Raw genomic sequence first — 26,068 nt, forward strand, 5'->3', positions numbered from 1 at the left:
TACTCACCTCCCCGCCATGCCCAAACTTAAGCTGAAGCGGCGACCCGCCCCTGCCGATGCCGAACTCGTTATTGAAGCAGGCCGCACCGAAAAGAATTACTGGCAAGACATCTGGCGCTATCGAGAACTGTTTTACTTCCTGGCCTGGCGCGATATTCTGGTGCGCTACAAGCAAACCGCCATTGGGGTTGGCTGGGCGCTGATTCGTCCGTTTTTAACCATGGTGGTGTTTACGGTCGTGTTTGGCCGTTTAGCTAAACTGCCGTCCGACGGGGTGCCATACCCAATTCTGGTATTTTCGGCCATGCTGCCCTGGCAGCTGTTTTCCACGGCCCTGACAGAATGCAGCAACAGCCTAATTGCCAACGCCAACCTGTTGTCGAAGGTATATTTCCCTCGCCTGGTGGTACCCACTAGCGCTGTAGTAGTCAGCTTCGTGGACTTTGCCATTTCCGGCCTCATTCTGGTGGCGCTAATGGCGTGGTTTGTTTATATACCGAGCTGGCGAATTGTCACCCTGCCGATTTTTGTTCTCATTGCCTTAGCCGCATCTATGGGAGTAGGCCTATGGATGGCCTCGCTCAACGTCCAATATCGCGATTTTCGCTACATTGTGCCGTTTTTAGTGCAGTTTGGTCTCTATATTTCTCCGGTAGGTTTCAGCAGCAACATTGTGCCCGAGCAATGGCGACTGCTGTACTCGCTAAACCCAATGGTAGGGGTTATTGACGGCTTTCGCTGGGCCATCTTGGGAAACGAATCCAGCATTTATTGGCCAGGTTTTGCCCTATCGGTGAGCTTAGTCTTGCTGCTGCTGGTGTCCGGCATCTGGTATTTTCGCAAAATGGAGCGCACCTTCGCAGACGTAATTTAGCCCGTCCCTGGTATTGAGATCCCTAACCTGCGATACGAATGTCTGACACCGTGATTCGGGTTGAAAACCTGGGCAAAAAGTACATCATCGGTCACCAACAACAAGAGCGCTATACCGCTTTGCGAGATGTGTTGGCCCACAAAGCCAAAGGAATTACACAGCTCTTCAACCCAAAATCCAAAATCCAAAACCCAAAATCCGAAGAGTTTTGGGCCTTGAAAGATGTGTCATTTGAGGTCAAGCAGGGCGATCGCATTGGTATCATTGGCCGCAACGGCGCAGGCAAATCCACCCTACTCAAAGTTCTCAGCCGCATTACCGAACCAACAGAGGGGCGCATTTCCATTAAGGGACGCGTAGCTAGTCTTTTAGAAGTCGGTACAGGTTTTCACCCGGAGTTAACAGGCAGAGAGAATATCTATCTGAATGGGGCCATTCTCGGAATGGGTAAGGTAGAAATTCGCCGCAAGTTTGATGAGATTGTAGCCTTTGCAGAGGTAGAGAAGTTTCTAGATACACCTGTAAAACGTTATTCGTCTGGGATGTATGTACGGTTAGCATTTGCAGTCGCGGCACACTTGGAGCCGGAGATTTTGATTGTGGATGAGGTATTAGCGGTTGGCGATGCCCAGTTCCAAAAGAAGTGTTTGGGCAAATTGGAGGATGTTGGTAAGGACGGTAGAACAGTTCTCTTCGTTAGCCACCAAATGGCAACAGTAACTCAACTATGTCGAAACGCAATATGGCTAGACAGAGGAGAAATTTTGTTGCATGGAGAGGCAAACCACGTTGTAAGTCAATATCTTTCAAGTGGCTTGTCAGATAAACCCGTTGTCGTTTTTGAAGAGAAAGCCACTGAAGATTTATCTTTCACAAAAATCTCCCTGCTAAATCATAATGGAGAACCTAATGGTGAATTGGATGTCAGATTTCCATTTTTTATTCAATTGGATTATGTGGTAAGGAAACCACTGAAAAATATAGAGATGTCCGTTCGGATTAAGGCTTCGGATGATATTCCAGTTTTCACAACTATATCTTCAGATTGTTCTGGTTACGAACCAATGAAGGAACCAGGCTTATATACTTCGACAATCGAAGTTCCAAAGCTATTTCTTATGCCAGGAATGTACACGTTAACCTGTGCAGCATTTGAGTTTGGAAAATGTGTGTACAGCCATCACCAGAACGTCATGAAGTTTAGCATTGCTGAAACAGGTACAAACGTTGCAAAGTACAATCATCATCGTGATATAGGGGTGGTTTTAGTTCACTTACCCTGGATCGAAAACCGATGTAAAACGGCAGTGAGTAACCGAGCCTGACCATAAGAATTTGCATCTAGAATTGAGCCGTGAGGAACTAAAGGATGACGAATCTAACGTATGAAGAATCCGTTCAATGGTTGCGACAGCAATCAGAACGGACTGAACTAGTTAAGTTATGTTATCTCGATGTAGATAATCTTGCGGCAGCAAAGCGGTTTGCAGTGAGTGATGAATTTATTGCTGTAAAAAAGTTGCTAAGACTTGACAACCAACTAGAGCCGTTAAAGATTTTAGACTTAGGATGTGGCAACGGTATTGCATCTTATGCGTTTGCATCACTTGGGCATAATGTTATAGCGACCGATCCGGACAGCAGCAGTGATGTAGGACTTGAGGCTACTAAAAGATTAAATATCGGCGCTTATAATGGTTCTATATCGACTGTTCAAGCATTTGCTGAAGCTTTACCATTTGACGACGCTACGTTTGATATTGTGTATGCTCGTCAAGCTCTCCATCATTTTTCTGATTTGTATCAGGGACTCGCTGAGTGCTCACGGGTTCTCAAGCCTAATGGATTATTCTTAGCAACTAGAGAGCATGTTGTTACTGATGAGAGACAGCTTCAACAATTTTTAGATAATCACATCTTGCACCAACTACATGGCGGTGAAAATGCCCATACTTTAGATGTCTATATTGAAGCGCTTCGACAAGCTGCTTTTCAAAAAATTAAAGTTTTAAAAACCTTTGACAGTGTTGTTAATCACTTTCCTATGTCTAATCTAGACCTTAGGAAGTTACTTTTTAAGTCTCTAACAAATAAGTTTGGCGAAAAAGCTGCATTTGTTTTAAGTCGTTTTTCATTTGCCGAGAAAATTTATCGATATCGCCTATCACAATCTTGTAATAGTCCAGGTAGACTTTACTCCTTTCGTTGCTATAAGTAGTTTTTTTGCTATGCGTATCCTTTACGATGGGCAAATTTATGCCTCTCAAATAGCTGGGGGCATAAGTCGTTATTTTAGTAATTTGATCAATAAGTTGCCAAGATTTATTAATCCAGCTCTAACGACTTGCCAAACCCTGAGTATTAATTATCCCAGCCACCCCAACCTAAAAAATTTTCATTACCAAAGGTTTGGCTTTCGCCCTGGTCGGGTTTCCTATTGGCTAGAGCCTTACTATTTCAGAGCAGTAAATTACCTGAATACATTTGATGTCATTCATCCTACCTACTACAATCTGCTGTCCCAACAAGATATCAGCAAGTGTCGTTATCCCATCGTGCTCTCTGTTTGGGATATGATTCATGAAATTTTTCCTGAACAAATGGATGCTAGTGGCAGTCACCGCGAAATGAAACGAAAGGCTATTCTTGCAGCGCAAAAAATCATTTGTATCTCTGAAAATACAAAAAAAGATTTATTGGAGAGATATTTGATACCAGAGGAAGATATAACAGTTACTTACTTAGCCTCTGAATTGGATATCAGTATGTCCTACGGTTCCGATTTTGTTCCTGAGTGTGCCTACTTTCTCTACGTTGGCAGTCGTGCAAGCTATAAAAACTTTGAACGTTTACTCATCGCGTTTGCAAAAGTTATTTCTGGCTACGATGATTTAGCACTCTGCGTAGTAGGTCCGCCCTTTAGAGAGGCTGAAGAGAAGTTGATCCATAATCTCGGATTGGAAGACTACATTGAGCATTATGGCTATATCAATAACCGCCATTTGGCAAAACTCTATCGTTGTAGCCTTGCGTTTGTTTACCCATCTCTCTACGAAGGTTTTGGCATCCCTCCTCTAGAAGCAATGGCCTGTGGAACAGTTGCGATTGTGGCGAACTCCTCGAGTCTCCCCGAAGTTGTTGGGGATGCAGGGCTTTTCTTTGACCCGCAATCTACGGATGAACTGATTGATCAACTAAGATTTATTCTGGATCATTCAATAGAACGCGATTGCCTGATTAGTGCGGGTCAAATGAGAGCAAAGCAGTTTAGTTGGGACAAAACTGTAGCTCAAACCGTAGAGGTTTATCGCACCGTCGCAGCTTAAATAATCTTTAAACAATCTGAGAAGGCTTGAGGAATTCTTATAAGATTAAGTTTTGAAAGTATGAGAGAGCCATTTTGGTGATCACCTTGTTTAAGAATTTTCCAAACAAGCTTAAAAGAAAAAATAATTGTTATTTAACCTCTTCCCTAAGAATCCTGGCAGACTGTTCTGTAAATCGTCTTATCGATCTTATTTCCATAGGGGAAAGCTTTGTAGTTGTTTTATCTAAGTAAAACGTGATTACCTTTTTTACGACCGCAAAGGATTTCACCGGAAAAAACAGAATTGCTCAACTTAATGCTCTCCAAAGCTGGAAGAATTCTTTGGAAGGAGTTGAAATAATTCTTTTTGCCGAAAGTAAAGGTGCAAATGAAATATCCGAGAGATTAAGAATCACATACTGCCCTAATGTAAGAGTTTCTCGCCAAGGCACCCCTTACGTAAATGAAATGTTTGAGGTAGCTAGTAATATAGCAAGTCACAGCATTTGCTGTTTTATTAATGCTGACATTATTATCTATCGTAATTTCTCCCAAAACCTACTTAGGATCAACAAGTTACTAACTTCCAATTACTTAATAGTAGGGCAGAGAAAAGATCTAGATTGGGATCAAGAAATTGACTTTAGCCATGACTGGGAAACTGATTTGAGCAAGACAGTTACTCAAAAAGCTTCTATTCATCCACCTAGAGGCAGTGACTTTTTCGCCTTCCCAAAAGGGCAATATGGTACGGGTGATATTCCCAATCTACTCGTAGGAAGGCAAGGATGGGATCTATGGATGATTTATGATGGCAGACGCAGAAAGAGAAAAGTTGTCGACATCTCCCCAACTACCATGGTTATCCACCAGAACCATGACTATTCTCATCGAAAAACTTATATTACCAATTTGACCACCGAGGAAGAAGCTTTATCAAACTATAGCTACTTACCACATGGCGAATCCTATATATACACACTTCTCGCCTGCAATTTCTACTTTATAGACGGAAAAATTAAACGAAATTTTGCAAGAGGGGATTTAAGCAGAGCAGTTATATATGAGTTAAGTTTAAGGAAACATATACCTGGAGCTACACTAGTTAAGAAAATAATAACAAAATTTGGATTACTAAACTTTTTAAGTCAGCGCTATAGCGCTTAACTGAGGGTATTCACCCCATCAAGAAAATCTACATTTCTAGAGGCATGCTAATCTCACGGAAGAAAAAATTTGTCTTCATTCATATTTATAAAAATGCCGGTACAAGTATATCAACAGCGCTAATCCGCATCACTAGCAATAAGCTACAAAGATATGCAAGTAAGCAACTCAAAAAAGCTGGCATCATCTACCTTAAAGATCAGCCTTGTCCGACTCATGCAACAGCTTCTGAAATAATTTCTACTATTGGAGAAGAAGAGTTTAAGGCTCTGTTTTCATTTGCTATCGTACGTAACCCATGGGATTGGCAGGTATCTCTCTATCACTATATGCTGCAAAATTCTAATCATCCTCAGCACAAACTTGCCCAAGAATTCAAAGATTTTGAAGAATACCTATACTGGAGATGTGCAAAAGAAATTAGGCTTCAAAAGGACTTTGTTTGCTCTCAAGACGATAAAATATTAGTAGATTTTATTGGAAGGTTCGAATCACTTGACAAAGACTTTCAGACGATTTGTAGGCGCATAGGTATATCCGCGTGCTTGCCTAAAGTGAATGTTTCAAATACTGTTCCATACCAAGAGTTTTATAACCCAAATACTCGAGAGCTAGTTAGGTCTACATTTGAGCCTGACATCTCTCTTTTCAATTACTCCTTTTAGACGATGGTTTGCTCTACCCCGGTTGTATTCCTTATCTTCCGCCGTCCTGCTCTGACGGCTCGGGTGTTTGAAGCCATCCGTCAGGCGCAGCCTACCCAGTTATTGGTGGTAGCTGATGGTCCTCGCAATGAAGCAGAGGCCGTTCTATGTCAGCAAGCCAGAGCGGTTACCGAAAATATTGACTGGAATTGCGATGTCTTCCGCAATTACTCAGACGTTAATATGGGCTGCCGCGATCGCGTTTCCTCAGGCTTAACCTGGGCATTTGAGCAGGTTGAAGAGGCCATAATTTTAGAAGATGACTGTCTGCCCCATCCATCATTCTTTCGCTATTGCGAAACCTTGCTCGAATATTACCGCAACGATGGGCGAGTAATGGTGGTCAGCGGGAATAACTTTCAAGATGGTAGACAGTATAAGCCGTACAGTTACTATTTCTCAAAATATAATCACTGTTGGGGATGGGCTACCTGGCGAAGAGCTTGGCAGCATTGGGAGTTTAATCCGCAAAAGTGGGTCGAATTCCGAGATAGTGGTTTCATTCAATCGCTATGTCGTGACTCCCAAGAAGAAAAATATTGGACTGACATATTCGATAAACTATTTCTAGAAGGCAATATTAACTCTTGGGGCTACGTTTGGATGTTTGTTTGCTGGTCTCATGGCGGACTAACAGCCTTACCGCATGTCAACCTGGTTTCTAATATTGGCTTTGGCTCAGACTCTACCCACACTGGTGGCGAAAGCAAACTAGCTAATATTCCTGCAAAAGAAATTGGTACAATTAGACACTCCACTTTTGTCTTACAACATATAGAAGCAGACTACTACACCTTCAAAAAAATCTTTAAACAGAAGTTTTTTAAGAAATTATATTATACTGCTTATAAACTAAAGTTGAAGGTATATTCTCTTTAAGAAAGATTTGAAGCAAGTTTAATTGCACTTTATCTGTTGACTTTTGGAAGGTTCTTCAAAGTTTTCTTGTAACCTTGAATTTATTTAAAAAACAATATGCCAAAATATTACCCTAGATTGTTCTTAAATCAACTCAGCTATCTATTTGGAAAAATTAGAAGGTCAACTAAAAAAACAAAAACCTATTTTCCAAAAGATTTTAGTTCGAATGCTATAAATATCATTGAGCGAGTGCAGGCATTCACCATGACTAGTCCTGAGAGGGTTAACGGACTGTTGGAAGCAGTAGATTATATCACTGCTAACAATCTACCAGGAGCTATTGTTGAATGCGGTGTTTGGAAAGGAGGAAGCATGATGGCTGTTGCTTATCGGCTAAGAGAGATTGAGAGTATTCACCGAGATCTCTATCTATACGATACTTATGAAGGCATGTCTCCTCCGACAGAGAAAGATATCACTTGTTTTAATGTGGAGGCTCAAGTGCTATTGAACAGCAAAGATTTATTAGAAAAAGAAGCTCATCATTGTTACTGCTCTTTGGAAGAAGTTCAGAGGAATTTATACTTAACAGATTATCCGATGGAGCGAGTCCATTTTATAAAAGGCAAAGTTGAAGATGTCATTCCTGAGAAAGCTCCAGAAACAATTGCTTTGCTTAGGTTAGATACCGATTGGTACGAATCTACAAAACACGAATTAGAGCACCTTTTCCCGCGATTAGTTCCAGGTGGAGTAATCATCATTGACGATTACGGGTATTGGAAAGGGTGCAAAGAAGCTACAGATGAATACTTTCATAACTATAAAATTCCTCTTTTGCTAAATCGGATCGATGCAACTGGTAGAATTGGCATTAAATGGCAACCTTAGCTTAGCTAATGAAAGCTCTTAACCTGGGTTGTGGACGGCGCTATTGCCCGGAATGGGTCAATATTGACTTTTCTGCTCACAGTGAAAAAGTCATTTCATATGATTTATCAGTCGGAATTCCTTTCGATGACAACAGCTTTGATGTAGTATATCACTCTCATTTGCTTGAGCATTTCTCTAAAGACAAAGCACATATGCTTGTTCAGGAGTGCTTTCGAGTTTTACGACCTAAAGGAATTTTTCGAGTTGTTGTCCCTGATTTAGAATCTATTGCACATCTTTATCTTACTGCGTTAGAAAAAGCCAACTTTGGGGATTGCGAGTGGGCCGAAAACTATAACTGGATGCTGTTGGAGCTGCTAGATCAGCTAGTACGCATTCAGTCAGGCGGGGAAATGCAGACCTATTTAAAGCAAAAGGCCTTACAAAATTCAGACTTTGTAATTCAGCGTCTAGGAGTTGAAGCGAAAAATCTGATGACTATTATGGGGGAAGAAACATTGAATCACTCTAATGTTTCAAATGCTATTTTTCCTAACCTATCAGTTTTTATAGATTCTGCCATAAAGCCGATCTATCGCCTGATACGCCATTCTAATTATCGGCGTAATGCACTTCTTCGACTAATCTTAGGCTTTAGAGATTATCAGGCTCTCCAAATTGGCCGTTTTCGGCAGTCCGGGGAGGTTCATCAATGGATGTATGATCACTATTCTTTATCACACCTTCTAAAAAGGTGTGGGTTTATAGAAGTTGTTCAGCGCACAGCGTTGACAAGTTACATTCCAAATTGGTCTGCTTACAACTTAGATACTGATCCTGACGGCAGTGTTTATAAACCCGACTCTCTTTTTATCGAGGGTGTAAAGCCTGTTCCATGAAGGTTCTCCACATCAATCAGTCAGACACTGCTGGCGGTGCTGCGATCGCTGCTTATCGACTTCACCAAGGTCTCCTTCAACGACATATAGACTCTAAGCTTTTAGTGGGACGAAAGCAAACAGACGATCCAAAAACTGCTCAAGTAGTGCGTCCTAAGTGGATTGAGGATCAGCTCCAAAGAATAACCTGTCGAGCAGGTTTTAATTATATCAACCACATCAGCAGTTTTGCCATTTCCAAACATTCGCTCTTCAAAGCAGCAGACATTATTAATTTTCATAATTTACATAATAGTTACTTTAGCTATTTAGCCATTCCACATCTTACGGCACAGAAGCCTGCCATTTTAACTCTCCACGATATGTGGAGTTTTACTGGTCACTGTACTTATAGTTACGACTGTACCCGTTGGCAAATAGGCTGCGGCAAGTGCCCCTATCCCGATACCTACCCAAACATTCGCCGTGATGCCACCCATTGGGAATGGGCTTTGAAAGACTGGGCATACAACCGCTCAAACTTAACGATAGTCACCCCTAGCCACTGGTTAAAGGAACAGGCAGAAGCGAGTCTGCTAAGTCGTTTTTCAGTTCACCATATACCCTACGGTATCAACACCGACGTTTATCAGCCCATAGATTCTGAGCTTTGCCGTAAAGCCCTAAATATCCCACTAAATAAAAAGGTTTTGCTCTTTAGTGCTGTTAAACTTACAGACTCTCGAAAGGGCGGCGATCTGCTGATCAAGGCATTGGAGCAACTGCCCAAGGCGCTTAAGCAAGGTTGTGTATTGTTGACTTTAGGTGGCTCCAGTCAGCAGCTAACAGCAGCAGCAGACATATCAATCATCGACTTAGGCTATGTGAATAGCGATCGCCTCAAGTCGATCGCTTATTCTGCGGCAGATCTTTTCATCTTTCCTACCCGTGCCGACAACTTGCCCTTAGTGCTGCAAGAAAGCATGGCCTGTGGTACTCCTATGGTATCTTTTGATATTGGAGGGGTATCAGATCTCGTGCGCCCTGGAATTACGGGTTATCTAGCACAACCTGAAAACATAGATAGTTTTTGCCAGGGTATTGTTGATTTGCTAGAAGACGATAAAAAACGCCAGGTTATGGGAAATAACTGCCGCCATATCGCATTAGAAGAATATACCCTTGAGTTGCAAGCCAAGCGTTACCAAGACCTTTATCAGCAAGTGCTGTCTAGAGAAAACACTAACTTATAACGTCTCAGTTAGTGCTGTTTGGTAAAAGTGTATCCAATTCTTCTGCGCATTTTGTCTATCACAGGCATAACTTGCAGGCCCATAGCGGCAAGACTTATCCACCGAATAGTAAATACCAAATTTATCGTTTACTTATTTACAAATACTGTTTAAGGCTTTCGGCATTTTGAATAAGTATTCCCTGGATTATTTATCAGTTTTTAAGTAACTCCTAAAGAATAGTAAGGCAAGCTTATTCCCCCTATCTGCTGAGACAGACTGTGCTTTCAGAACAATCAAACCGCCGAGCTTTAACCCTTACCGACTTACCCAAACCACCAGAAAATAGAACGGGCTGGCCATGGACGAAAGCTAGCAGTCCCTTAGCCGAATACATGCCCGATGGCTCAGCATGGCCGCGCATCAGTATTATCACCCCAAGCTACAATCAGGGGCAGTTTCTAGAAGAGACAGTTCGTTCAGTTTTACTTCAAGGATATCCAAACTTAGAATACATAGTCATTGACGGAGGCAGCACTGATAATTCTGTTGAAATACTGAGAAAGTATCAGGCTCACATTACCTATTGGGTTAGCGAAAAAGACAAGGGCCAAGCTCACGCAATTAACAAAGGATTAAAACTAAGCACTGGATCTATTCTTGGCTGGGTCAATAGCGACGATTTGTATGCAAAGAGTGCTTTGCGAAAAGTTGCACAGGCGCTTTACAAAAACCAAAGCTGTACAATGTTGCATGGCAACAGAATTTTGTTGAATGTAAAAAGCGAGGTTACGGGCTTTTCCCATCTCCCATCCTTTGATCCCAGCACTAATCAATATATTATTTGTTCGGAAACTGCTTTTTGGCGGAGAACTGCCATGGATCAAGCTGGTCTCTTAAAGGAAAGTTTACAGTTCGCGATGGATCTGGAATATTTTGGGCGACTATATTTACAGGGTAAGTTTCTGAAGCTAGACGATTACTTAGGCTATTTTCGCTGCTATAACCTAAATAAGAGCTCAACTATACCCCACATACGGCTAAAAGAGGCATCTAGGGAATGGAAACATCTATTTGGTACTGAGTTAATATCAAAACCTACAAGAATTGGCAAATTAAAATCACTAAAAGTTTTAATTACTCATCCATATTCGATAGGTTTCCCTTACGTCTCGTACAAGATGTCAACTATTCGTCAATCCAGTTGAGAGAATGCATCCCCTTTTATGAATACGTTTTTTGTAATCGGTTGCCCTAGGTCTGGAACAACGTTTTTGATGAACTGCTTAGAAGCGCTTCCTTATGCCGAGTGTTTATCGGGTATTTCTTTTCCTGTTCCTATCGCGCACCTTGCGGCTCAGCAGCTACCCGAACATATAAATCACTGCTTGGAATATGCCTTAGAATCAACTTTGAATGTGTATCTTGATTCTATTCCTAATTCTCGGTTTAAAGCACTTCATCGCTTGGCAACGGGCTCTATGAGGTTTCAGGAGGCCAAAGAATTACTTCAACAGCGACGGCAGTTACAAAGACTGATTTATAAAGAGCCGTTTTTTAGTTTTGCGCCCGACTTTCTCTACAGAGCGCTACCAAACTGTAAAATCATATATTTATACCGAGACGGTCGTGACTGCGCAAATTCCTTAGTTAAGAGCTATGGTGTACTAACAGATGAAAAGCTTAAGACTCTTAGAACATCAGAATCATCGCTAGGCTACCAGTATCGAGGTTTATGGATGCCTTGGTGGGTCTCAATCGATCAGGCCAGTGATTTTATAAGTGCTTCACCCTACGTTCGCGCCATTTGGATGTGGAAGGAGATGGTGCACGCTTGTGAAGGTTTTTTTTCTCAAGATGATGTTCTGTCAAGCGGACGAATCTTGAAAATAAAGTACGAAGACTTGGCCCATGAGCCTACAGTCTTTGGGGAAAAAATTGTCCATTACATTGGTGCTGATTTTGATCAGCGGCTTCAGAAAAAGTTCAGGCAAGCCTCAGTGAAGTCCATTGGGAAATATATGCGTCGAGAAGTCGAAGAAATTAAAGCAGCAGAAAACATTGCATTCCGTGAACTTACCCTATATGGCTATATCAAATAGAATAATGGCGTGAGCACTTCACAATCAATAATCTCTATAGTGCCTAGGCTCCCACCTGCTGTTGATGGAGTGGGTGATTATGCTTTCAACTTGGCAAGGCAACTTCGTTTAGACTATGGCCTCGATACTCATTTTTTGATTGGAGACCTAGATTGGGTAGGAAGTGAGCAACTAGAGGGATTTCAAATTACAAAGGTTACCGATCGCTCAGCGGCATCTCTTTGTCTTCAATTAGCTCAGATAAACCCTAAAAGCCCTATTCTTCTACATTATGTAGGCTATGGTTACGCTAAACGCGGGTGTCCGGTATGGTTAGCTACTGGGTTGAAGGCTTGGAAACATCAATGCAAAAGTGCTCGTTTGGTCACAATGTTTCATGAGACTTCTGCTTCTGGCCCAATCTGGACGAGTGCTTTTTGGCTTTCTGGATTGCAGGAAAACTTAGCTAAGCAATTAGTCGGACTAAGCGATCGTGTTCTTACCAGCAAACAGCTCTATGCAGAGATTTTGCAGCGTTTTATTAATCAGAAAGCGAACTCTCAAAACAATTCTAAGCTACCAATCCCAGCTTTACCAGTTTTTTCTAACGTCGGAGAGCCTGACATTATCTTACCGTTAGATAAAAGGGATCGTACAGTAGTTGTTTTTGGCGGCTTTGCTACACGCACTCGCGCATATCGGCACAGCCAGAGTGAATTAGTTTATGCGTGCAAGCAATTCAACATCAAAAAAGTTATTGACATTGGTCCTTATAATAGGCTTAATCCAGCTAGCATAGGAAATATCCCAATTGATATTTTAGGGCCTAGATCTGCTTTAGAAGTAAGCCAGATTCTTTTGTCTTCCTTTGCTGGTTTTATCGATTACCCCACTGACTTTTTAGGAAAATCAACTGTATTCGCTGGCTATTGTGCCCATGGTGTTCTGCCAATTGTTAAGGGGATTCATGACTTAGATGCAGACGGATTGATCAAGCAGCAGCATTATTGGCATGTCGACTCGACTTATACAAGTATTAATGAGTCAATTGCTCAAGAGATTGCTAATAATGCCTACGCTTGGTATCAAGCTCATAATCTTGCAACTCAGGCAGGTCAATTCACAAAATTTCTTTCTTGAAGTAAACTCAGAGGCTGCTTTTGGTGGAAATAGTAGAGATTGTAGTAGTCATAAACTCTTTTAATCGGTGCCAACTATTAAGTGAAGCACTTCCATCAGCCGTACGTGCGCTAAGGCAGATCTCAAACAAGGCAGCAATTGTTGTTTTTGATGCGGGGTCTACCGACGGTAGTATTAAATTTATTCAAAATTACTTCTCCCAAACTGTAGACATTGAAACCCATTGCCTGATTCCGTCTTTAGAAGCTGACCGATCCTTCAGCGCAGGATGTAATGAGGCCATTAAGTTTGCCGGCCAGAAGTATCCAACTCTTAAATACTGCTTTTTCTTTGAAACTGACAATTTAATTATCAACGATAGAGCCTTAATCCTTGCAATTCAGCTTCTAGAGCAAGAGCAGGATCTCGGTGCCGTAGGATTTACAGTGGAGCAGTGCAACCAGCGCAAGACAGGATTTGGTAGCCCATTTCCCACCCTTTTATCTTTTGTTATAGGGCAGCAATTATCTAATCGACTGGGTCTAGAAAACACAACATCTCTCCAATGGCAGGACTTTCAAGGAACAAGGTGGGGAGCGAGTGATATTGTTTATACTAGTCCTCTGCTTGTTCGCTATCACACGTGGCAAGTCACAGGAGGCATGGATCAAAAAAAGTTCCCATTCTCGGACTGCGATAGTGATTGGTGCTGGTCAGCTCGTAAGCAAGGGTGGCGTGTAGCGGTGTTAGATTTGCCAGGTGTAATTCACGATAACCGAATGCATGCCTCTGTCTGGTCTGGCAATCGAGTAATCGACTTCCACCGAGCTAGATTTCGCTTACTGGCTAAACATCGAGGGCAGAGATTAATTTTTCTCAAGCCGCTATTATGGGTGAGACATTGTTTAGAGGCCGTTTTATTGATAATCAAGTCGTGCTTTTCAAAACGTGCTAGGAAATCATTCCGTCACCGCTTAATTTTATTAAAGACAGTATTTAGTTCTTATGAATCTACATAGCTATGGCGAGCAAAAGTAAAATATCAGTACTGGCCGAAAAAATTGCCTGGAAAGGGCGCCAAAAGTATTCACAGTTCCGATGCCGGATGGGAGGAGGAAAGTTTGTTTGGAAGGTGGATGAGAAGGTTCAGTTTGTATCCTATGTAGGCGATCCGTTCTCTCACGTTTTGTTTGTATGCAAAGGACATGAAAAAGTTGAGCTAAACTGGTGCGATCGCTGGCTCAAGCTCGACCAATCCGCTCAATCTGTAATCGATTGTGGTGCGAATATTGGCTATTTTTCGGCGATGCTAGCTCAGCGATGTTTCCTCGATAAGGTTTTGGCTATTGAAGGAAATCGGCATACGGCTAAACTTTGTCAAGCAACGTTTGACATTTTGAATTTGCAAAATAGCCAGGTTATAGAAGCAATCTTGGCTGAAAATTCAGAAGAGCACTATCACATATCGGACAAACCCGGATTGGAGCCTTGGCAGAATGCGGTTAGGGTTACTCCTGAAGCAAGCAATATTCATACAACGACCTTAGACCAAGTAATCCTTGACTCTGGGGTTAATCCAAGTTTAGTAAAGATCGATTGCGAAGGCTCTGAAACATTGATCCTCAAGGGAGCAAATTATACTTTGGAGTCACTGCGTCCAGCCTTCATGATTGAATGTAACGATACAGCATTAGAGACTGCTGGCACTAACCGTAAAGAGTTATTTGGTTTGCTTAGAAAGAATCATTACAAGCTATTTCATCTAGCAAGCTTTACTGGATTTTATCCATTTGGCCTAGAGGTTCAAGATAATTTCCCTTCATCAGAATTCAACTTTGCCGCAATTCCCAATGATCATGCTAATGTTGCTCGTTGGACAAACTCTGCCAATGCAGATTCTTAGGGCAGCATAATAACATGTTTAGTATCCTAGCTCATTCTGTCATAGAGCTTGGCAATCGAATTCAGAACTATGGCTATTGTTTATCGAATCCATCCTACTTAAAGGTTAGATCTGGTAAAGGCTGTGCGGATATTTACAGGCTACTAAACAAAAGCTGGTTTCCAAAGGACGAGATAGAACTTGTCCTAGATGTTGGAGCAAACGAAGGTCAGTTTATCAACACCTCGCTTGCATTAATGCCTAGTATTCCAGTTTATGCATTTGAACCAAATCCAAAGTTGGTCAAAATTTTGTGTAGCAAATATACCAATCTTGACGTAAAAATTTTTCCGTTTGCTTTGGGTGAAAGCCCGTGCCAAGCATCTTTTAACGTCTCAAAGTTTTCTCCTTCATCCTCCTTTCTAAAAGCTAACGATCAGCTAACTGCCGAGTTCCCAGGACTTACGGTAGAGGAAGTGGTTAAAGTTGAGATTAAGCGGTTAGACAACCTTTTAATCAACGGCGCGGCAAAGGATTTTTTGCTCAAAATTGATGTTCAAGGTTTCGAAATGGATGTTCTAAGAGGAGCAGTTGGCGTACTTGAGCATGCTCTTGTAGTAGTATGTGAGGTTAATTTTGCTTCTTTGTACGAAGACCAGTGTACTTTTGAAGAAATTATTTCGTTTCTGCGTACATACGGCCTTTATCTGGTTGACATCGGGCAACCGATACGGTCACGCCACAACCAAGAGGTTCTGTACTTAGATCTTGCATTTCTTAAAAAATGAATCTAGCCATCAATGCATATACTGATCTATTCACCTGTGTTTTATCCCAGTGTTGGTGGGTTAGAAACAGTTACCTTGATACTGGCTAGTGAGTTTGCTGCTCAAGGTCATACTGTGAAGTTGATTTCTCAGACCCCCGAAGCTGCTGTAAAGTTATTCAATTTTGATATAATTCGCCGCCCGAATGCTCTGCGATTTATAAAACTTGTACACTGGTGCGATGTGTTCTTTCAGCCCAGCATTAGCCTTTGGGGTGTTTGGCCGTTGTTACTTTGCCCAAGGCCTTGGGTTGCTTCTCACAATAACTGGTACTGCCGCGACAACGGCAGTCTATCCTGGCAAGATTATGCAAAGCGGTTTCTGCTTCGATTTGCCACTAATATTTCCGTTAGCCAAGCTATTGCTGATCACATTTCGATTTCCTCAATAGTGATACCCAATCCCTATCGAGACGATCTGTTTAAGCAATGTCCTAATGTCGTTCGCGATCGCGAATTAGTGTTTTTAGGAAGACTCGTTTCTGATAAAGGAGTTGACTTATTGCTCGATGCTCTAGCTCTGCTGAGGGAAAATGGTTTAGAACCCAGGCTTACTATTGTTGGTGACGGTCCCGAGTTGGAGTCATTAAGTCAACAGTCCCGTGGACTGGGTTTAACCGATCAGGTAGAGTTTGTAGGCGTAAAAGTAGGGCAGGAACTGGTGGATATACTCAATGGTCACCAGATTTTGGTTGTCCCCTCTCGCTGGCGAGAGCCCTTTGGCATTGTAGCTCTCGAAGGCATTGCCTGCGGCTGTGTCGTTGTTGGGTCATCGGGCGGCGGACTAAAAGGTGCTATTGGTGACTGTGGTATTACGTTTCCTAATGGCGACAAGGCTGTTCTAGCTCAAGTTCTCCAACAGCTGCTAACTCAGCCTGCCCTGCTTGCACGTTATCGAGCCAGCGCTGCCCATCACCTGGCAAAGCACCAAAAAAGGTCTATAGCTAAAGCCTATCTTCAAGTCCTGGAGGGTGCCCGTCTGTGAACAATATTCTTTTAGCCCTATTTGCTGCGGGCTTCATTTTTCTACTCTCTGCCCAAAACTGGCAACGGTCTATCAAAGCTGTTTTAGTCTTGGTGGTGCTTGAGGGAGTGCTGCGCAAGTGGGTACTTCCCCAAGCGAGTCAATTTATCTATTTTCTCAAAGATTTTGTTCTAATTAGTGCATACCTGCGCTACTTTTTGCTGTCACCTGTTCAAATACGGCTGTTCACCCAAAAGACTACTATTTTAGTACTGGTGGGGTGCATGGCTGTATGGGGAGGGATACAAGCATTTAATCCAAGTTTAGGTTCACCTATTATCGGCCTGTTTGGCCTTAAGAACTATTTCCTCTACATACCTCTCATTTGGCTAGTGCCTCAAATGTTTGGGACTGAAGAAGATTTATATCGGTTTATCCGCCACTATTTACTGCTCCTAATTCCGGTAGGGTTGCTAGCCACCGCTCAATTTTTTAGCCCGCCCACCAGCCCACTCAATGTCTATGCCTGGGGAGAAGAGGGTCCTGCTGTTGTTACTTCCGGCTTGGATACAGTGCGGGTGACGGGCACGTTTTCGTACTTGACGGGCTACTCAACCTATCTGTTGGCTTGCCTGTGTTTACTGCTACCAATCATCTCTCGTCCCCAGCCTCGCCTATGGCAAACGCTAACGCTGGTTGAGGGAGCGCTGATTGTAGCAACTTCGTTTATGACTGGTTCTCGTGGCTTAGTCTTTGGCTCAGTGCTGCTGATTGCTGGCTATGGGTTTCTGTTGGCAGCAGCTAGCTTTTCCAACTTTTTTAGAAGTGCTCGCAAGCTAATTTTGCCAGGAATAATTAGTTTTTTACTGGTTTCACAGGGAGCTCGCCTTGCGTTCGACTCTTTTGTTAACCGAGTGGAAACAGTTAATGATAGTGTCACTACTCGGATCAGCAGCTCTTTTTTACAGCCCTTTAGCAACTTCCAGCTGAAGGGGTTAGACGGTTACGGTCTAGGAGCTACATTTCAGGCCAACAGCATTATTCGGCGACTCTTTCGTCTGCCGCCAGGGGAAACTATTCCGGTTGGCTACGAGAGCGAAATGGGGCGAGTTGCTCTAGAGGTGGGCCCGATTGGCTTTTTCCTTTGGTATGGATTGCGGCTGGTGCTCCTTTTCAGCTTGTTTAGAGTTTTTCTTCAGCTTACTCATCCGTTCTTACGTCAGCTGGCGCTCAGTACTTTTGTTTATCAGAGTGTAACCATTATTTCTCAGATGGTCTACAACCACACCGCTAGCGTTTATCACTGGTTTTTCTACGGCTTTATTCTTTTGCTCCCGTATTTGGAGCGGGTACATCAGTGGCAGCACACTCAACAATTCGGGCTTCTCTATGGCCATTCGACGCATTTCACTGGTACATCCCACCAGTAATCCAAATTCTCGTAATGCTGCGATCGCACTAGCCGACGCCAACCTGCTCCATGAGATTATTACAACTATTGCCTACAATCCCAAAGGCCAACTGGCCCAGGCTATTCAGCGATTGCCCCGCGCGATCAATCGCATTCTCAGTCAAGAACTAGAGCGGCGCACCTGGGTTGCGCCCGGCAGTGCGAGCACGAAGGCTCATCCGTGGCGAGAAGCGCTCAGGGTCTGTTTGGTGAAGTCGAGGCTAAGTTCTAGGCTGGGTTTAGGCTCCCAGGGGCCAATCGACTGGGTATATGCCTCCCTCGATCGCCACGTAGCGCGGCATCACCTCGATCACCTCGAAGCCGTCTACGCCTATGAAGATGGGGCAGCATCTACCTTTCAATCGGCCAAGCAAAGGGGCATACGCTGTTTTTACGAGTTGCCCATTGTTTTTCATCGCGCGGCTCGACAGATTCAGCAGGACGAAGCCAATCTTTTTCCGGAGTTTTCCCCATCGCTTCAAGCCATCCACGAGCCGCTTTGGAAGCTAGAGCGCAAGGAGCAGGAAATTGCCTTGGCCGATCATATATTTGTACCCTCTTCCATGACGCGTCAATCGCTTTTAGATGCGGGTGTAACATCTGAGCGGATCTCGGTGATTCCCTACGGTGCGCCAGTGGATTACTTTAAGCCCCAGGCTAAACTCGATGACAAATTTCGCGCCTTGTTCGTGGGTCGAGTTGGCCCGCGAAAAGGGGTTCACTATTTATTACAAGCATGGCAAAAGCTTCGGCTTCCTGAGGCTGAACTGAAGCTGGTGGGAATTAATGAGTTTCCGCCGGGATGGATAGAATCTTATCGAGATTCCATCCACTATTTACCCAGTGTTCCCCATGCCAGTCTGCATCACCACTACTGTAGTTCGAGCGTGCTTGTCTTTCCATCTTTAGTCGAGGGTTTTGGTTTAGTTCAGCTAGAAGCGATGGCCTGCGGAATTCCGATTATAACCACCCCTAATGCGGCTGGTCCTGATATTATTACTGATGGAGTTGAAGGATTTATAGTTCCTATTCGTGATTCTGAAGCAATTCAAGAAAAACTGGAGTGGTGCTATCAAAACCCCGATGAACTGGCGGAAATGGGGTCGGCGGCTCGACGAAAAGCTGAGGCTTTGACTTGGCCAGTCTATCAGCGAAAGCTTGCGGATAAGATCAACAGTCTGCTTTCTCGGTAGTTAACGTTTTGGGAAAGCCTGCCCCATGGATAAAAACTTAGATTGCAGAAAGCTAATTCACTTTTGGGTGCCCAATCTCTTCGAGTTCAAAGGTGGAATTCAGGTTTATTTGCATGATATTTTAGCTGCGATCGCCTGTCTAAACGAGCAAAGCGATATTTCTCCTAATGCTGAGGTTTTCATTGTCGACAAGCTCGATTTAGGTAAACCAGAAGGTGTATTTGAGTCAAGTTATTTTTCGTTTGCCTTTATCGGAAAAGCCCCCAAAGCATTACACACCCTGTACTTTAGCTTAAAAAGCTTAGCTGCCGCACTCAAGCAGCGCCCAAACTTGATTTTATGTGGGCACTTAAATTTTGCGCCGGTTGCGTATTTACTCAGGCGATGGCTAGGAATTCCGTACTGGATTTTGGTATACGGTGTTGATGCCTGGAACATCAAAAATCCGCTGCGGAGTCAAGCTTTGCAGGGAGCAGAGAAGGTTATTTCTATTAGTGGCTATACTCGCGATCGCTTAATCAAAGAGCAGAACCTGCGGCCCAGTGAGGTTTCACTTTTACCTGTCACCTTCGACATAAATCGATTTCACATTCAGCCAAAACCCGCCTATCTACTCAATAGACATAGCCTAGATGCCAATCAGCCCATAGTTTTAACCGTGGCTCGCCTAGCTGATGATGAGCAGTACAAGGGATATGATCAAGTCATTCGGGCCATGCCTTCGATTCAGCAAAAAATCCCTGGCGTTCATTATATTTTGGTCGGAAAAGGCAGCGATCGCCCTCGGGTTGAGGCACTCGTTAATTCCCTGGGAATAGGGGATTGCGTGACGCTGGCCGGATTTGTCCCCGACGAAGAGATCTGCGATTACTATAGTCTGTGCGATGTATTTGCGATGCCGAGCAAGGGCGAAGGGTTTGGAATTGTGTATCTTGAGGCCCTGGCCTGTGGCAAACCCACGGTAGGTGGCAATCAGGATGGCGCTATTGATGCTCTCTGCCATGGTGAACTAGGGATTTTAGTTGATCCTGACAACGTAGACGAAATTGCCGATACGCTCATAGACATTCTTCAGGGGAAAGCGTCCCATCCGGCTTTGTATCAACCAGAAATACTGCGCCAAAAGGTGAACGAAATCTATGGATTTGAGAGCTTCCAGGCCAATATTTTGGCCTTGCTGAAAGACGCTAATCTGGTAACGCCCTAGGATGAAAGTTCTTCACGTGCTGCCGTCACTGAGCTACCGGCTAGGTGGGCCAACCGAGGCGGCGATTAATACCGTGCGATCGCTGCGAGATCTGGGCATTGATACCGAAATAGCCACAACTAACGACGATGAATCTGGGCTGCTAGACGTACCGACGGGCCAGCGGACTGACTACGATGGAGTGCCAGTCTGGTTTTTTCCGCGTCTAGCTCGGCTCAAGGCATTCATGCCGTCGATTGGACTGACCCAGTGGGTGATGAGTAATCTGGGCCGGTACGACATTTTGCATACCTACTATCTGTTTTGCTATGCCCCCACAGTAGCCGCCCGATTGGCCCAGTTTCGTCATATTCCCTATGTCTCCAGCACGATTGGTCAGCTAACGCCCTGGGCGCTTCAGCAGAGCCAGCGCAGGAAACAAATTTATAGCCACTTGATAGAGCGCCATACCCTCAACCAAGCTGCCGCTATTCATTGCACCACTGCGACCGAAGCTGAGGATGCCCGACGGTTTGGGGTGAGCACCCCTGCCCTGGTTTTACCCCTGGGGGTTAACCCTGCGCCAGCAATTCTCAATGCAGCGGTGCGGCTGCGCGATCGCTACTCCTTACCGGCTGACTGCACAGTCGCTCTATTCTTGTCGCGCCTGCACGAGAAGAAGCGGCCCGATTTCTTGCTGCGCGCGTTTGCCCAGCTGCATCCTCAATCCCACGGCTATCACCTACTGCTGGCAGGCTCTGGGGAGCCAGGCTACTGCGATCGCCTCCAGGCCCTAGCCCAGACGCTAGGAATTGCTGACAGCGTTACCTTTACAGGCTTTGTCTCTGGCCCAGCCAAAGATCTACTGTTGCAGGGGGTCGATCTCTTCGCGCTGCCGTCTTACTCAGAAAATTTTGGCATCGCTATAGCGGAGGCTTTGGCCGCTAGTCTTCCAGTCCTCATTACGCCTGATGTTCAGATCGCGCCCGACATTAGAGCGGCCCAGGCGGGGCTGGTCGTTTCCGATCGCCTAGACGATTGGACTGCTGCCCTGGCCAAACTACTCTGCTCCCCCAATTTGAGAACTCAGCTAGGCCAAAATGGTCAGCAGCTCGCTAAAACAACGTACAGCTGGCCTGCGATCGCTCAAAACCTGGCCCAGTCCTACGACGAGATTTTAACTGGGCAGCGCCTCTCGTTTGCCTACCAACCCGGTGAACGGGCGGGTGAGCCGCTAATGGCATAGCGCCTGGGGGTTCCGGGGGCTACTCAAGGTGCCAAGCATTAGCGACTTACCAAATCGCAGATAAACTGCTGTACTGCCGTTTCAGATAAGGCTGGGGCAGTCTCTAGGACAGGCTCTGGGGCTGGGGGCCAAGACGCCTGACGGCAATCGTAACGGCTGAGGGGGCGACTTTTGCCATCTACGCTAACCACCACCCGATATTCCCAGGGATATTTAGCGCTTCGTTTGATGGTTTCAATACACAGCTGCTGCTCCATTACCTCTCGGCAAACGTGGCTGGCTGCAGCTACGGGGGGCAACCCTGGCCAGCCCATCACAATTCCTAGCCCCAAAATCGCGGCCAGAACCGCCACAAACGCGTTGATCACCTTTTTGCCTCCCCCTCAGCGCAGGTCGTAGCCAAATAAATTGGGGTCGACATCGCCCAGGTTCAGGTCGCTCAAGCCGTACTCGGCCCAACGGCGGTCAACCAGTACGGCGGTATCCGGGTCGGGGGTGAGCTCCTCGCTCCAGGGGCGATCGGTTTCGGGGTAGACCTTGGTGGTGGCATCGATGCCCATGCGGCTGCCCAAGCCAGGTTTCTCGGTGGCAAAATCCAGCCGATCAAACGGGTTATCGGGCAAAATGAACACGTCCCGCACCGGGTCCACCTTTGAGGTGACGGCCCACATCACCTGGCGGGGATCGCGGATGTTGATCGCCTTATCGACCACAATCACAAACTTGGTGTAGCTGAACTGGGGCAGGGCCGACCAGAAGGCTAGGGCCGCCCGCTTGGCCTGGCCGGGGTACGACTTTTCGATCGACAGCACGGCGGCCTTATAGCTCAGCCCCTCCATGGGCAAAAAGAAATCCTGAATTTCGGGCACCTGCTGGCGCAGGATTGGGTTGTAGATGCGGTTGAGGGCGATCGCCATCATGGCGTCTTCCTTGGGCGGGCGACCGCTAAAGGTGGTCATGTAGATCGGGTTTTTGCGGTGGGTGAGGCAGTGGAACCGCAGCAGCGGCGCGGCCTCGTTGACGCCGCCGTAGTAGCCAATGTGGTCGCCCGCCGGGCCATCGACAGCGGTGTCGCCGGGGGTAATGGTGCCTTCCAAAACAATTTCTGAGGCAGCGGGCACCTCCAGGTCAACGGTTTTGCACTTGGCCAGGCTCAGCCCCTTACCGGCATAGAGTCCGGCAAACAGCCACTCCGACAGGTCGATGGGCAGCGGCGTGGCGGCGGCGAGAATGACCAAAGGATGTACGCCGATCGCGATCGCCACCTCCAGCTTTTTACCTATCTCAGCGGCCTTGCGCAGGTGGCGACTACAGCCGCGCACCGACAGCCACTGCACCGTCGCGGTATTTTTTGACTGGAGCTGAAGCCGGTAAACCCCCACGTTGGGAATATGGGTCTCCGGATCTTTGGTGATCATCAGCCCTAGCGTAATCACCTTATCGGCATCGCCGGAATAGACCCGCAGCAGGGGCATTTGGTTGAGGTCCACCGCATCGTCCTTGAGCACCACCTGTTGGCAGGGCGGCAGCAAGTCGCGCACGGGCTTGGCTTTAACCACGTCAAACAGCGCTTTCCCCAGGTCAATGGCCTGGGAAAACTGCTTGGGCGGGCGGGGCTGGTAGAGCAGGGCCAGCTTTTCGCCCAGGGTTTCTAGCTCAGCGGGGTGCTCCATGCCCATGGCCCAGCACACGCGCTCTACGGTGCCCAGCACGTTAATGGCCAGGGGCATCGTGGCCCCCTGCACATTCTCAAACAGCAGGGCAGGGCCGCCGCCGAGCAAAAGGCGGTTGGCGATTTCAGCAATTTCTAGATCTGGGCTAACGGGGGCGGTAATGCGGCGGAGCTGCCCGCGCTGCTCTAGCAGGGTCAAAAATTGCTGTAGGTCTTTTGCCATGGTGCCTGAATATTTGTGAACGAGTGTTAAGGGCTGTCTTCATTATGGTGGAGAGTGGGGGCAGCCCGGCGGCGATTGCGCTCTTCTTTCGAGTCCTTTTTGAACCCTTAAGGTAATGGGGATAGCATGCGTTAGGAGGCTATCACTGCCACAATCGGGGGATTAGCATGGTCAATACCCGCTTTCAACCTAAGGATTCACTGGTTCGATGGACAGGCGTAACCCAAAACTTCGCGTAAATTTTCGGAAATCTCTGCTGGGGCTAGTGGGACTAGGACTCCTGGGTCTGAGCGCCTGTGGCAATCGCCTCAACACCACCGATATAGAATCCAGCATTAAAGCCGACATTGAGCGCCAGGGTCGGCGGCTGTCGCTCAACGCCGTACGCTGCCCCAGCGATGTCAGCCGCCAGGCGGGGGCCTACTTTCGCTGTGTGGGCGAGCTGAATCCTGAAGGCACGTTTACGATTAATGTGACCCAGCAGGACAACCAGGGCAACATCACCTGGGAGGTGCCTAACTCTAAGGTGCTGCTCAACCTACCCAAGGTCGAAGACACAATTCAGCAGGGGCTGTCTAAGACTTTTGGCAAGCGTGCCCTGATCGACTGCGGCACCGCCACCTACCGGGTCAACCAGCCGGGCGATCGCTTCCAGTGCCAGGTGGTAGGCGGCATTGAAACCGGCGCTAGCACGATTGAGTCGGTGCTGGTAAAAATCGACCCTGACGGCAATTTAAGCTGGCAAGAGCTTCAGGCTGCCTCGGCGGTGCCGCCTTTGGCTTTGGCCACTGGCGGTACACAATCCGCTGCTGGTTTAGCACCGCCTTCGGTAGCTCCCAAGGCGGCGGCACCTTCGCCCCAGACCGATTCCGCAGCCAAAACGACCACCGTGACTGGGCCAACTGGCCGGGTTATTAACCGTCCCTATCTCCCCGGCGACAGTAACTGATTCGGGAATAATAGAAGTGTAGGCTCGGATTCGCTCTGCTTAATTTGTTCTTAAGGCGCTAAATCCCGTGCGTTAATGTGTGTGGCAGCGGCTTTCGATAGGCTTATCCTGGTAGCAATATCTCTAGCACAACCAACTCCAACCTTAGTCCTGGGCTATGACAACTGTTCTTGATTTTTTAGCGAAGGGTGGGCCGGTCATGGTGCCCATTATGGGCTGCTCGGTGCTGACCATTGCCACGGCCCTGGAGCGATCCCTATTTTGGACTAAGCTGTTGCGCCGGGAGGACGAGGTCGTCAACGAAGTGCTGGATGCCTCCCGCCGTGATCTGACCCAGGCCGCCGCGATCGCAGCCCAGGCCCAAGACCTGCCCATCGGTCGGTTTTTGCTCGCCCCCCTGCGGCTGAAGCAGCCCTCCCCCGACACCTTTCGGCTGGCGATGGAAACGGCGGGCGATCGCGAGTTTGTCAAAATGCGCAAGGGCGACAAGCTACTCGAAACCATTGTGGCTGTCGCGCCCCTGCTGGGTCTGCTGGGCACGGTAACCGGCCTCATTGCCACCTTCGGCAACCTCAACATCGGCGGTGGCGGCAGCGGCGATCAGGCCACGGCGGCGGCGGCAGGGATCGGCGAAGCGCTCATTACGACCGCCGCAGGCATGATTGTTGCCATCGTGGCGCTGCTGATTTTTCGGGTGCTTGTGACCCTGCAAGCCCAGCAGATCGACTACTTTTCCGATGCCGGCAATGAGCTAGAGCTAATCTACCGCCAATACTGGTACGAGCCTGCCGCCCTCGCCAATGACACGGCTCGCCACGGAGAGTTCATCGGCACCCCCGAGCGCATTTGACCCCATCTGGCAACCCATGCAGTTTAAGTCTAAGCTCAGCCCCAACCCACCTCAGATTGACCTGGTGCCCATGCTGACGGTCATGATGGGCATCCTGGCGTTTTTTGTCACCATCACCATGACCCTGGGCAGCGAAAAGCTGATCGAGGTGCAGCTCCCCGCCGAGCAGCAGGACTCCGCGCCGCCGCCCCTGCCCGCCGATCCCTTCATCGTGGAGCTAGTGGGCGAAAACCAGGCGCAGCTCAACGGCCAGCCGGTCGAGGTGGAAGCCCTGAAGGGGCAGATGGAGGCCTACCTCAGCCGCAACCCCGACAACATTGTGTTTCTGCTGCCCAACCAGGATCTCCCCTACGAGCAGGTCATGCAGTTTTTGGGCGAAATGCGCACCGTGGGCGGCGATCGGGTTTCCCTGGCGATCGAAGAGTAGGGACTGATACCAAATCCGAATCCCATAATCCCGACTCCCAAAAGGTAGAACCGTAGGGTGCATTCGCGGCTACACCCTCGCCTGGTAGCGCCCTGATGGCTTTG

At 46.5% G+C, this 26,068-nt stretch carries 26 protein-coding genes; 24 read left to right on the top strand and 2 right to left on the bottom strand.

What is annotated here, in order from left to right:
* Positions 1-16 precede the first annotated feature (16 nt).
* The 21 genes from LEPTO7104_RS0121810 to LEPTO7104_RS0121885 all read left to right on the top strand — a co-directional run bounded on the left by LEPTO7104_RS0121810 (position 17) and on the right by LEPTO7104_RS0121885 (position 21,843).
* Entirely contained in the window at positions 17-874 is an 858-nt protein-coding gene (locus LEPTO7104_RS0121810; RefSeq protein ID WP_017300717.1) for an ABC transporter permease, read from the top strand.
* A gap of 38 nt (positions 875-912) precedes the next feature.
* Positions 913-2,199, top strand: coding sequence for an ABC transporter ATP-binding protein (locus LEPTO7104_RS0121815; RefSeq protein ID WP_017300718.1), 1,287 nt, complete (start codon positions 913-915; stop codon positions 2,197-2,199).
* A gap of 44 nt (positions 2,200-2,243) precedes the next feature.
* Positions 2,244-3,092, top strand: coding sequence for a class I SAM-dependent methyltransferase (locus LEPTO7104_RS38545; protein ID WP_071527294.1), 849 nt, complete (start codon positions 2,244-2,246; stop codon positions 3,090-3,092).
* Positions 3,093-3,102: 10 nt separating this feature from the next.
* Positions 3,103-4,200: a glycosyltransferase family 4 protein gene (locus tag LEPTO7104_RS0121820; protein ID WP_026072951.1), complete on the top strand. Its 1,098-nt coding sequence runs from the start codon at positions 3,103-3,105 to the stop codon at positions 4,198-4,200.
* A 236-nt stretch (positions 4,201-4,436) separates the two neighbouring features.
* Positions 4,437-5,348, top strand: a complete 912-nt coding sequence (locus LEPTO7104_RS40325) for a hypothetical protein (RefSeq protein ID WP_155523730.1) — start codon at positions 4,437-4,439, stop codon at positions 5,346-5,348.
* Positions 5,349-5,392: 44 nt separating this feature from the next.
* The gene (locus LEPTO7104_RS0121825) at positions 5,393-6,013 is read left to right on the top strand and encodes a sulfotransferase family 2 domain-containing protein (RefSeq protein ID WP_017300721.1); all 621 of its coding nucleotides are present in this window, start codon (positions 5,393-5,395) and stop codon (positions 6,011-6,013) included.
* Positions 6,014-6,016: 3 nt separating this feature from the next.
* A complete protein-coding gene (locus LEPTO7104_RS0121830) occupies positions 6,017-6,931 on the top strand; it encodes a hypothetical protein (RefSeq protein WP_017300722.1) in 915 nt (304 codons plus the stop codon).
* A gap of 96 nt (positions 6,932-7,027) precedes the next feature.
* On the top strand, positions 7,028-7,804 hold the full coding sequence (locus LEPTO7104_RS0121835) for a TylF/MycF/NovP-related O-methyltransferase (protein WP_040695594.1): 777 nt from the start codon (positions 7,028-7,030) through the stop codon (positions 7,802-7,804).
* An 8-nt stretch (positions 7,805-7,812) separates the two neighbouring features.
* A complete protein-coding gene (locus LEPTO7104_RS0121840; RefSeq protein WP_026072953.1) occupies positions 7,813-8,685 on the top strand; it encodes a class I SAM-dependent methyltransferase in 873 nt (290 codons plus the stop codon).
* Positions 8,682-9,917, top strand: coding sequence for a glycosyltransferase family 4 protein (locus LEPTO7104_RS0121845; protein WP_017300725.1), 1,236 nt, complete (start codon positions 8,682-8,684; stop codon positions 9,915-9,917). The genes LEPTO7104_RS0121840 and LEPTO7104_RS0121845 overlap by 4 nt, the downstream gene beginning before the upstream one ends.
* Before the next feature lie 260 nt (positions 9,918-10,177).
* A complete protein-coding gene (locus LEPTO7104_RS38550; protein ID WP_225887026.1) occupies positions 10,178-11,104 on the top strand; it encodes a glycosyltransferase family 2 protein in 927 nt (308 codons plus the stop codon).
* A gap of 18 nt (positions 11,105-11,122) precedes the next feature.
* Positions 11,123-11,998: a sulfotransferase family protein gene (locus LEPTO7104_RS0121850; protein WP_071527296.1), complete on the top strand. Its 876-nt coding sequence runs from the start codon at positions 11,123-11,125 to the stop codon at positions 11,996-11,998.
* Between the two features lie 9 nt (positions 11,999-12,007).
* Positions 12,008-13,117, top strand: coding sequence for a glycosyltransferase family 1 protein (locus LEPTO7104_RS38555; RefSeq protein ID WP_196358138.1), 1,110 nt, complete (start codon positions 12,008-12,010; stop codon positions 13,115-13,117).
* Positions 13,118-13,140: 23 nt separating this feature from the next.
* Positions 13,141-14,115, top strand: coding sequence for a glycosyltransferase (locus tag LEPTO7104_RS40330; protein WP_196358139.1), 975 nt, complete (start codon positions 13,141-13,143; stop codon positions 14,113-14,115).
* A gap of 2 nt (positions 14,116-14,117) precedes the next feature.
* Entirely contained in the window at positions 14,118-14,999 is an 882-nt protein-coding gene (locus tag LEPTO7104_RS0121855) for an FkbM family methyltransferase (RefSeq protein WP_017300727.1), read from the top strand.
* Positions 15,000-15,013: 14 nt separating this feature from the next.
* Positions 15,014-15,766, top strand: a complete 753-nt coding sequence (locus LEPTO7104_RS0121860) for an FkbM family methyltransferase (protein ID WP_017300728.1) — start codon at positions 15,014-15,016, stop codon at positions 15,764-15,766.
* Between the two features lie 12 nt (positions 15,767-15,778).
* Positions 15,779-16,789 carry a glycosyltransferase family 4 protein gene (locus LEPTO7104_RS0121865; protein ID WP_026072955.1) on the top strand — a complete coding sequence of 337 codons (1,011 nt, stop codon included), beginning with the start codon at positions 15,779-15,781 and terminating at the stop codon, positions 16,787-16,789.
* Positions 16,786-18,198: a hypothetical protein gene (locus LEPTO7104_RS0121870; RefSeq protein ID WP_017300730.1), complete on the top strand. Its 1,413-nt coding sequence runs from the start codon at positions 16,786-16,788 to the stop codon at positions 18,196-18,198. The genes LEPTO7104_RS0121865 and LEPTO7104_RS0121870 overlap by 4 nt, the downstream gene beginning before the upstream one ends.
* Complete coding sequence (locus LEPTO7104_RS0121875) at positions 18,158-19,411, top strand: glycosyltransferase family 4 protein (protein WP_017300731.1); 1,254 nt, start codon at positions 18,158-18,160, stop codon at positions 19,409-19,411. The genes LEPTO7104_RS0121870 and LEPTO7104_RS0121875 overlap by 41 nt, the downstream gene beginning before the upstream one ends.
* 25 nt (positions 19,412-19,436) lie before the next feature.
* Positions 19,437-20,618, top strand: coding sequence for a glycosyltransferase (locus LEPTO7104_RS0121880; RefSeq protein ID WP_017300732.1), 1,182 nt, complete (start codon positions 19,437-19,439; stop codon positions 20,616-20,618).
* A gap of 1 nt (position 20,619) precedes the next feature.
* Complete coding sequence (locus tag LEPTO7104_RS0121885) at positions 20,620-21,843, top strand: glycosyltransferase (RefSeq protein WP_017300733.1); 1,224 nt, start codon at positions 20,620-20,622, stop codon at positions 21,841-21,843.
* Between the two features lie 38 nt (positions 21,844-21,881).
* Here LEPTO7104_RS0121885 and LEPTO7104_RS37225 read toward each other — a convergent pair whose 3' ends face one another.
* Both LEPTO7104_RS37225 and LEPTO7104_RS0121895 read right to left on the bottom strand, forming a co-directional pair.
* A complete protein-coding gene (locus LEPTO7104_RS37225) occupies positions 21,882-22,211 on the bottom strand; it encodes a hypothetical protein (RefSeq protein ID WP_017300734.1) in 330 nt (109 codons plus the stop codon).
* 15 nt (positions 22,212-22,226) lie between these two features.
* Positions 22,227-23,738 (bottom strand): UbiD family decarboxylase, encoded by a 1,512-nt coding sequence (locus tag LEPTO7104_RS0121895; protein ID WP_017300735.1) that lies wholly within the window; start codon positions 23,736-23,738, stop codon positions 22,227-22,229.
* A 265-nt stretch (positions 23,739-24,003) separates the two neighbouring features.
* Between LEPTO7104_RS0121895 and LEPTO7104_RS0121900 the strand changes: the two genes are divergently transcribed.
* The 3 genes from LEPTO7104_RS0121900 to LEPTO7104_RS0121910 all read left to right on the top strand — a co-directional run bounded on the left by LEPTO7104_RS0121900 (position 24,004) and on the right by LEPTO7104_RS0121910 (position 25,964).
* Entirely contained in the window at positions 24,004-24,687 is a 684-nt protein-coding gene (locus LEPTO7104_RS0121900) for a DUF4333 domain-containing protein (protein ID WP_196358140.1), read from the top strand.
* A gap of 157 nt (positions 24,688-24,844) precedes the next feature.
* Positions 24,845-25,537, top strand: a complete 693-nt coding sequence (locus LEPTO7104_RS34860) for a MotA/TolQ/ExbB proton channel family protein (RefSeq protein ID WP_051158526.1) — start codon at positions 24,845-24,847, stop codon at positions 25,535-25,537.
* Positions 25,538-25,553: 16 nt separating this feature from the next.
* The gene (locus tag LEPTO7104_RS0121910) at positions 25,554-25,964 is read left to right on the top strand and encodes an ExbD/TolR family protein (protein WP_017300738.1); all 411 of its coding nucleotides are present in this window, start codon (positions 25,554-25,556) and stop codon (positions 25,962-25,964) included.
* The last annotated feature ends 104 nt before the right edge of the window (positions 25,965-26,068 follow it).

The sequence above is a fragment of the Nodosilinea nodulosa PCC 7104 genome (assembly GCF_000309385.1).
GTDB lineage: Bacteria > Cyanobacteriota > Cyanobacteriia > Phormidesmidales > Phormidesmidaceae > Nodosilinea > Nodosilinea nodulosa.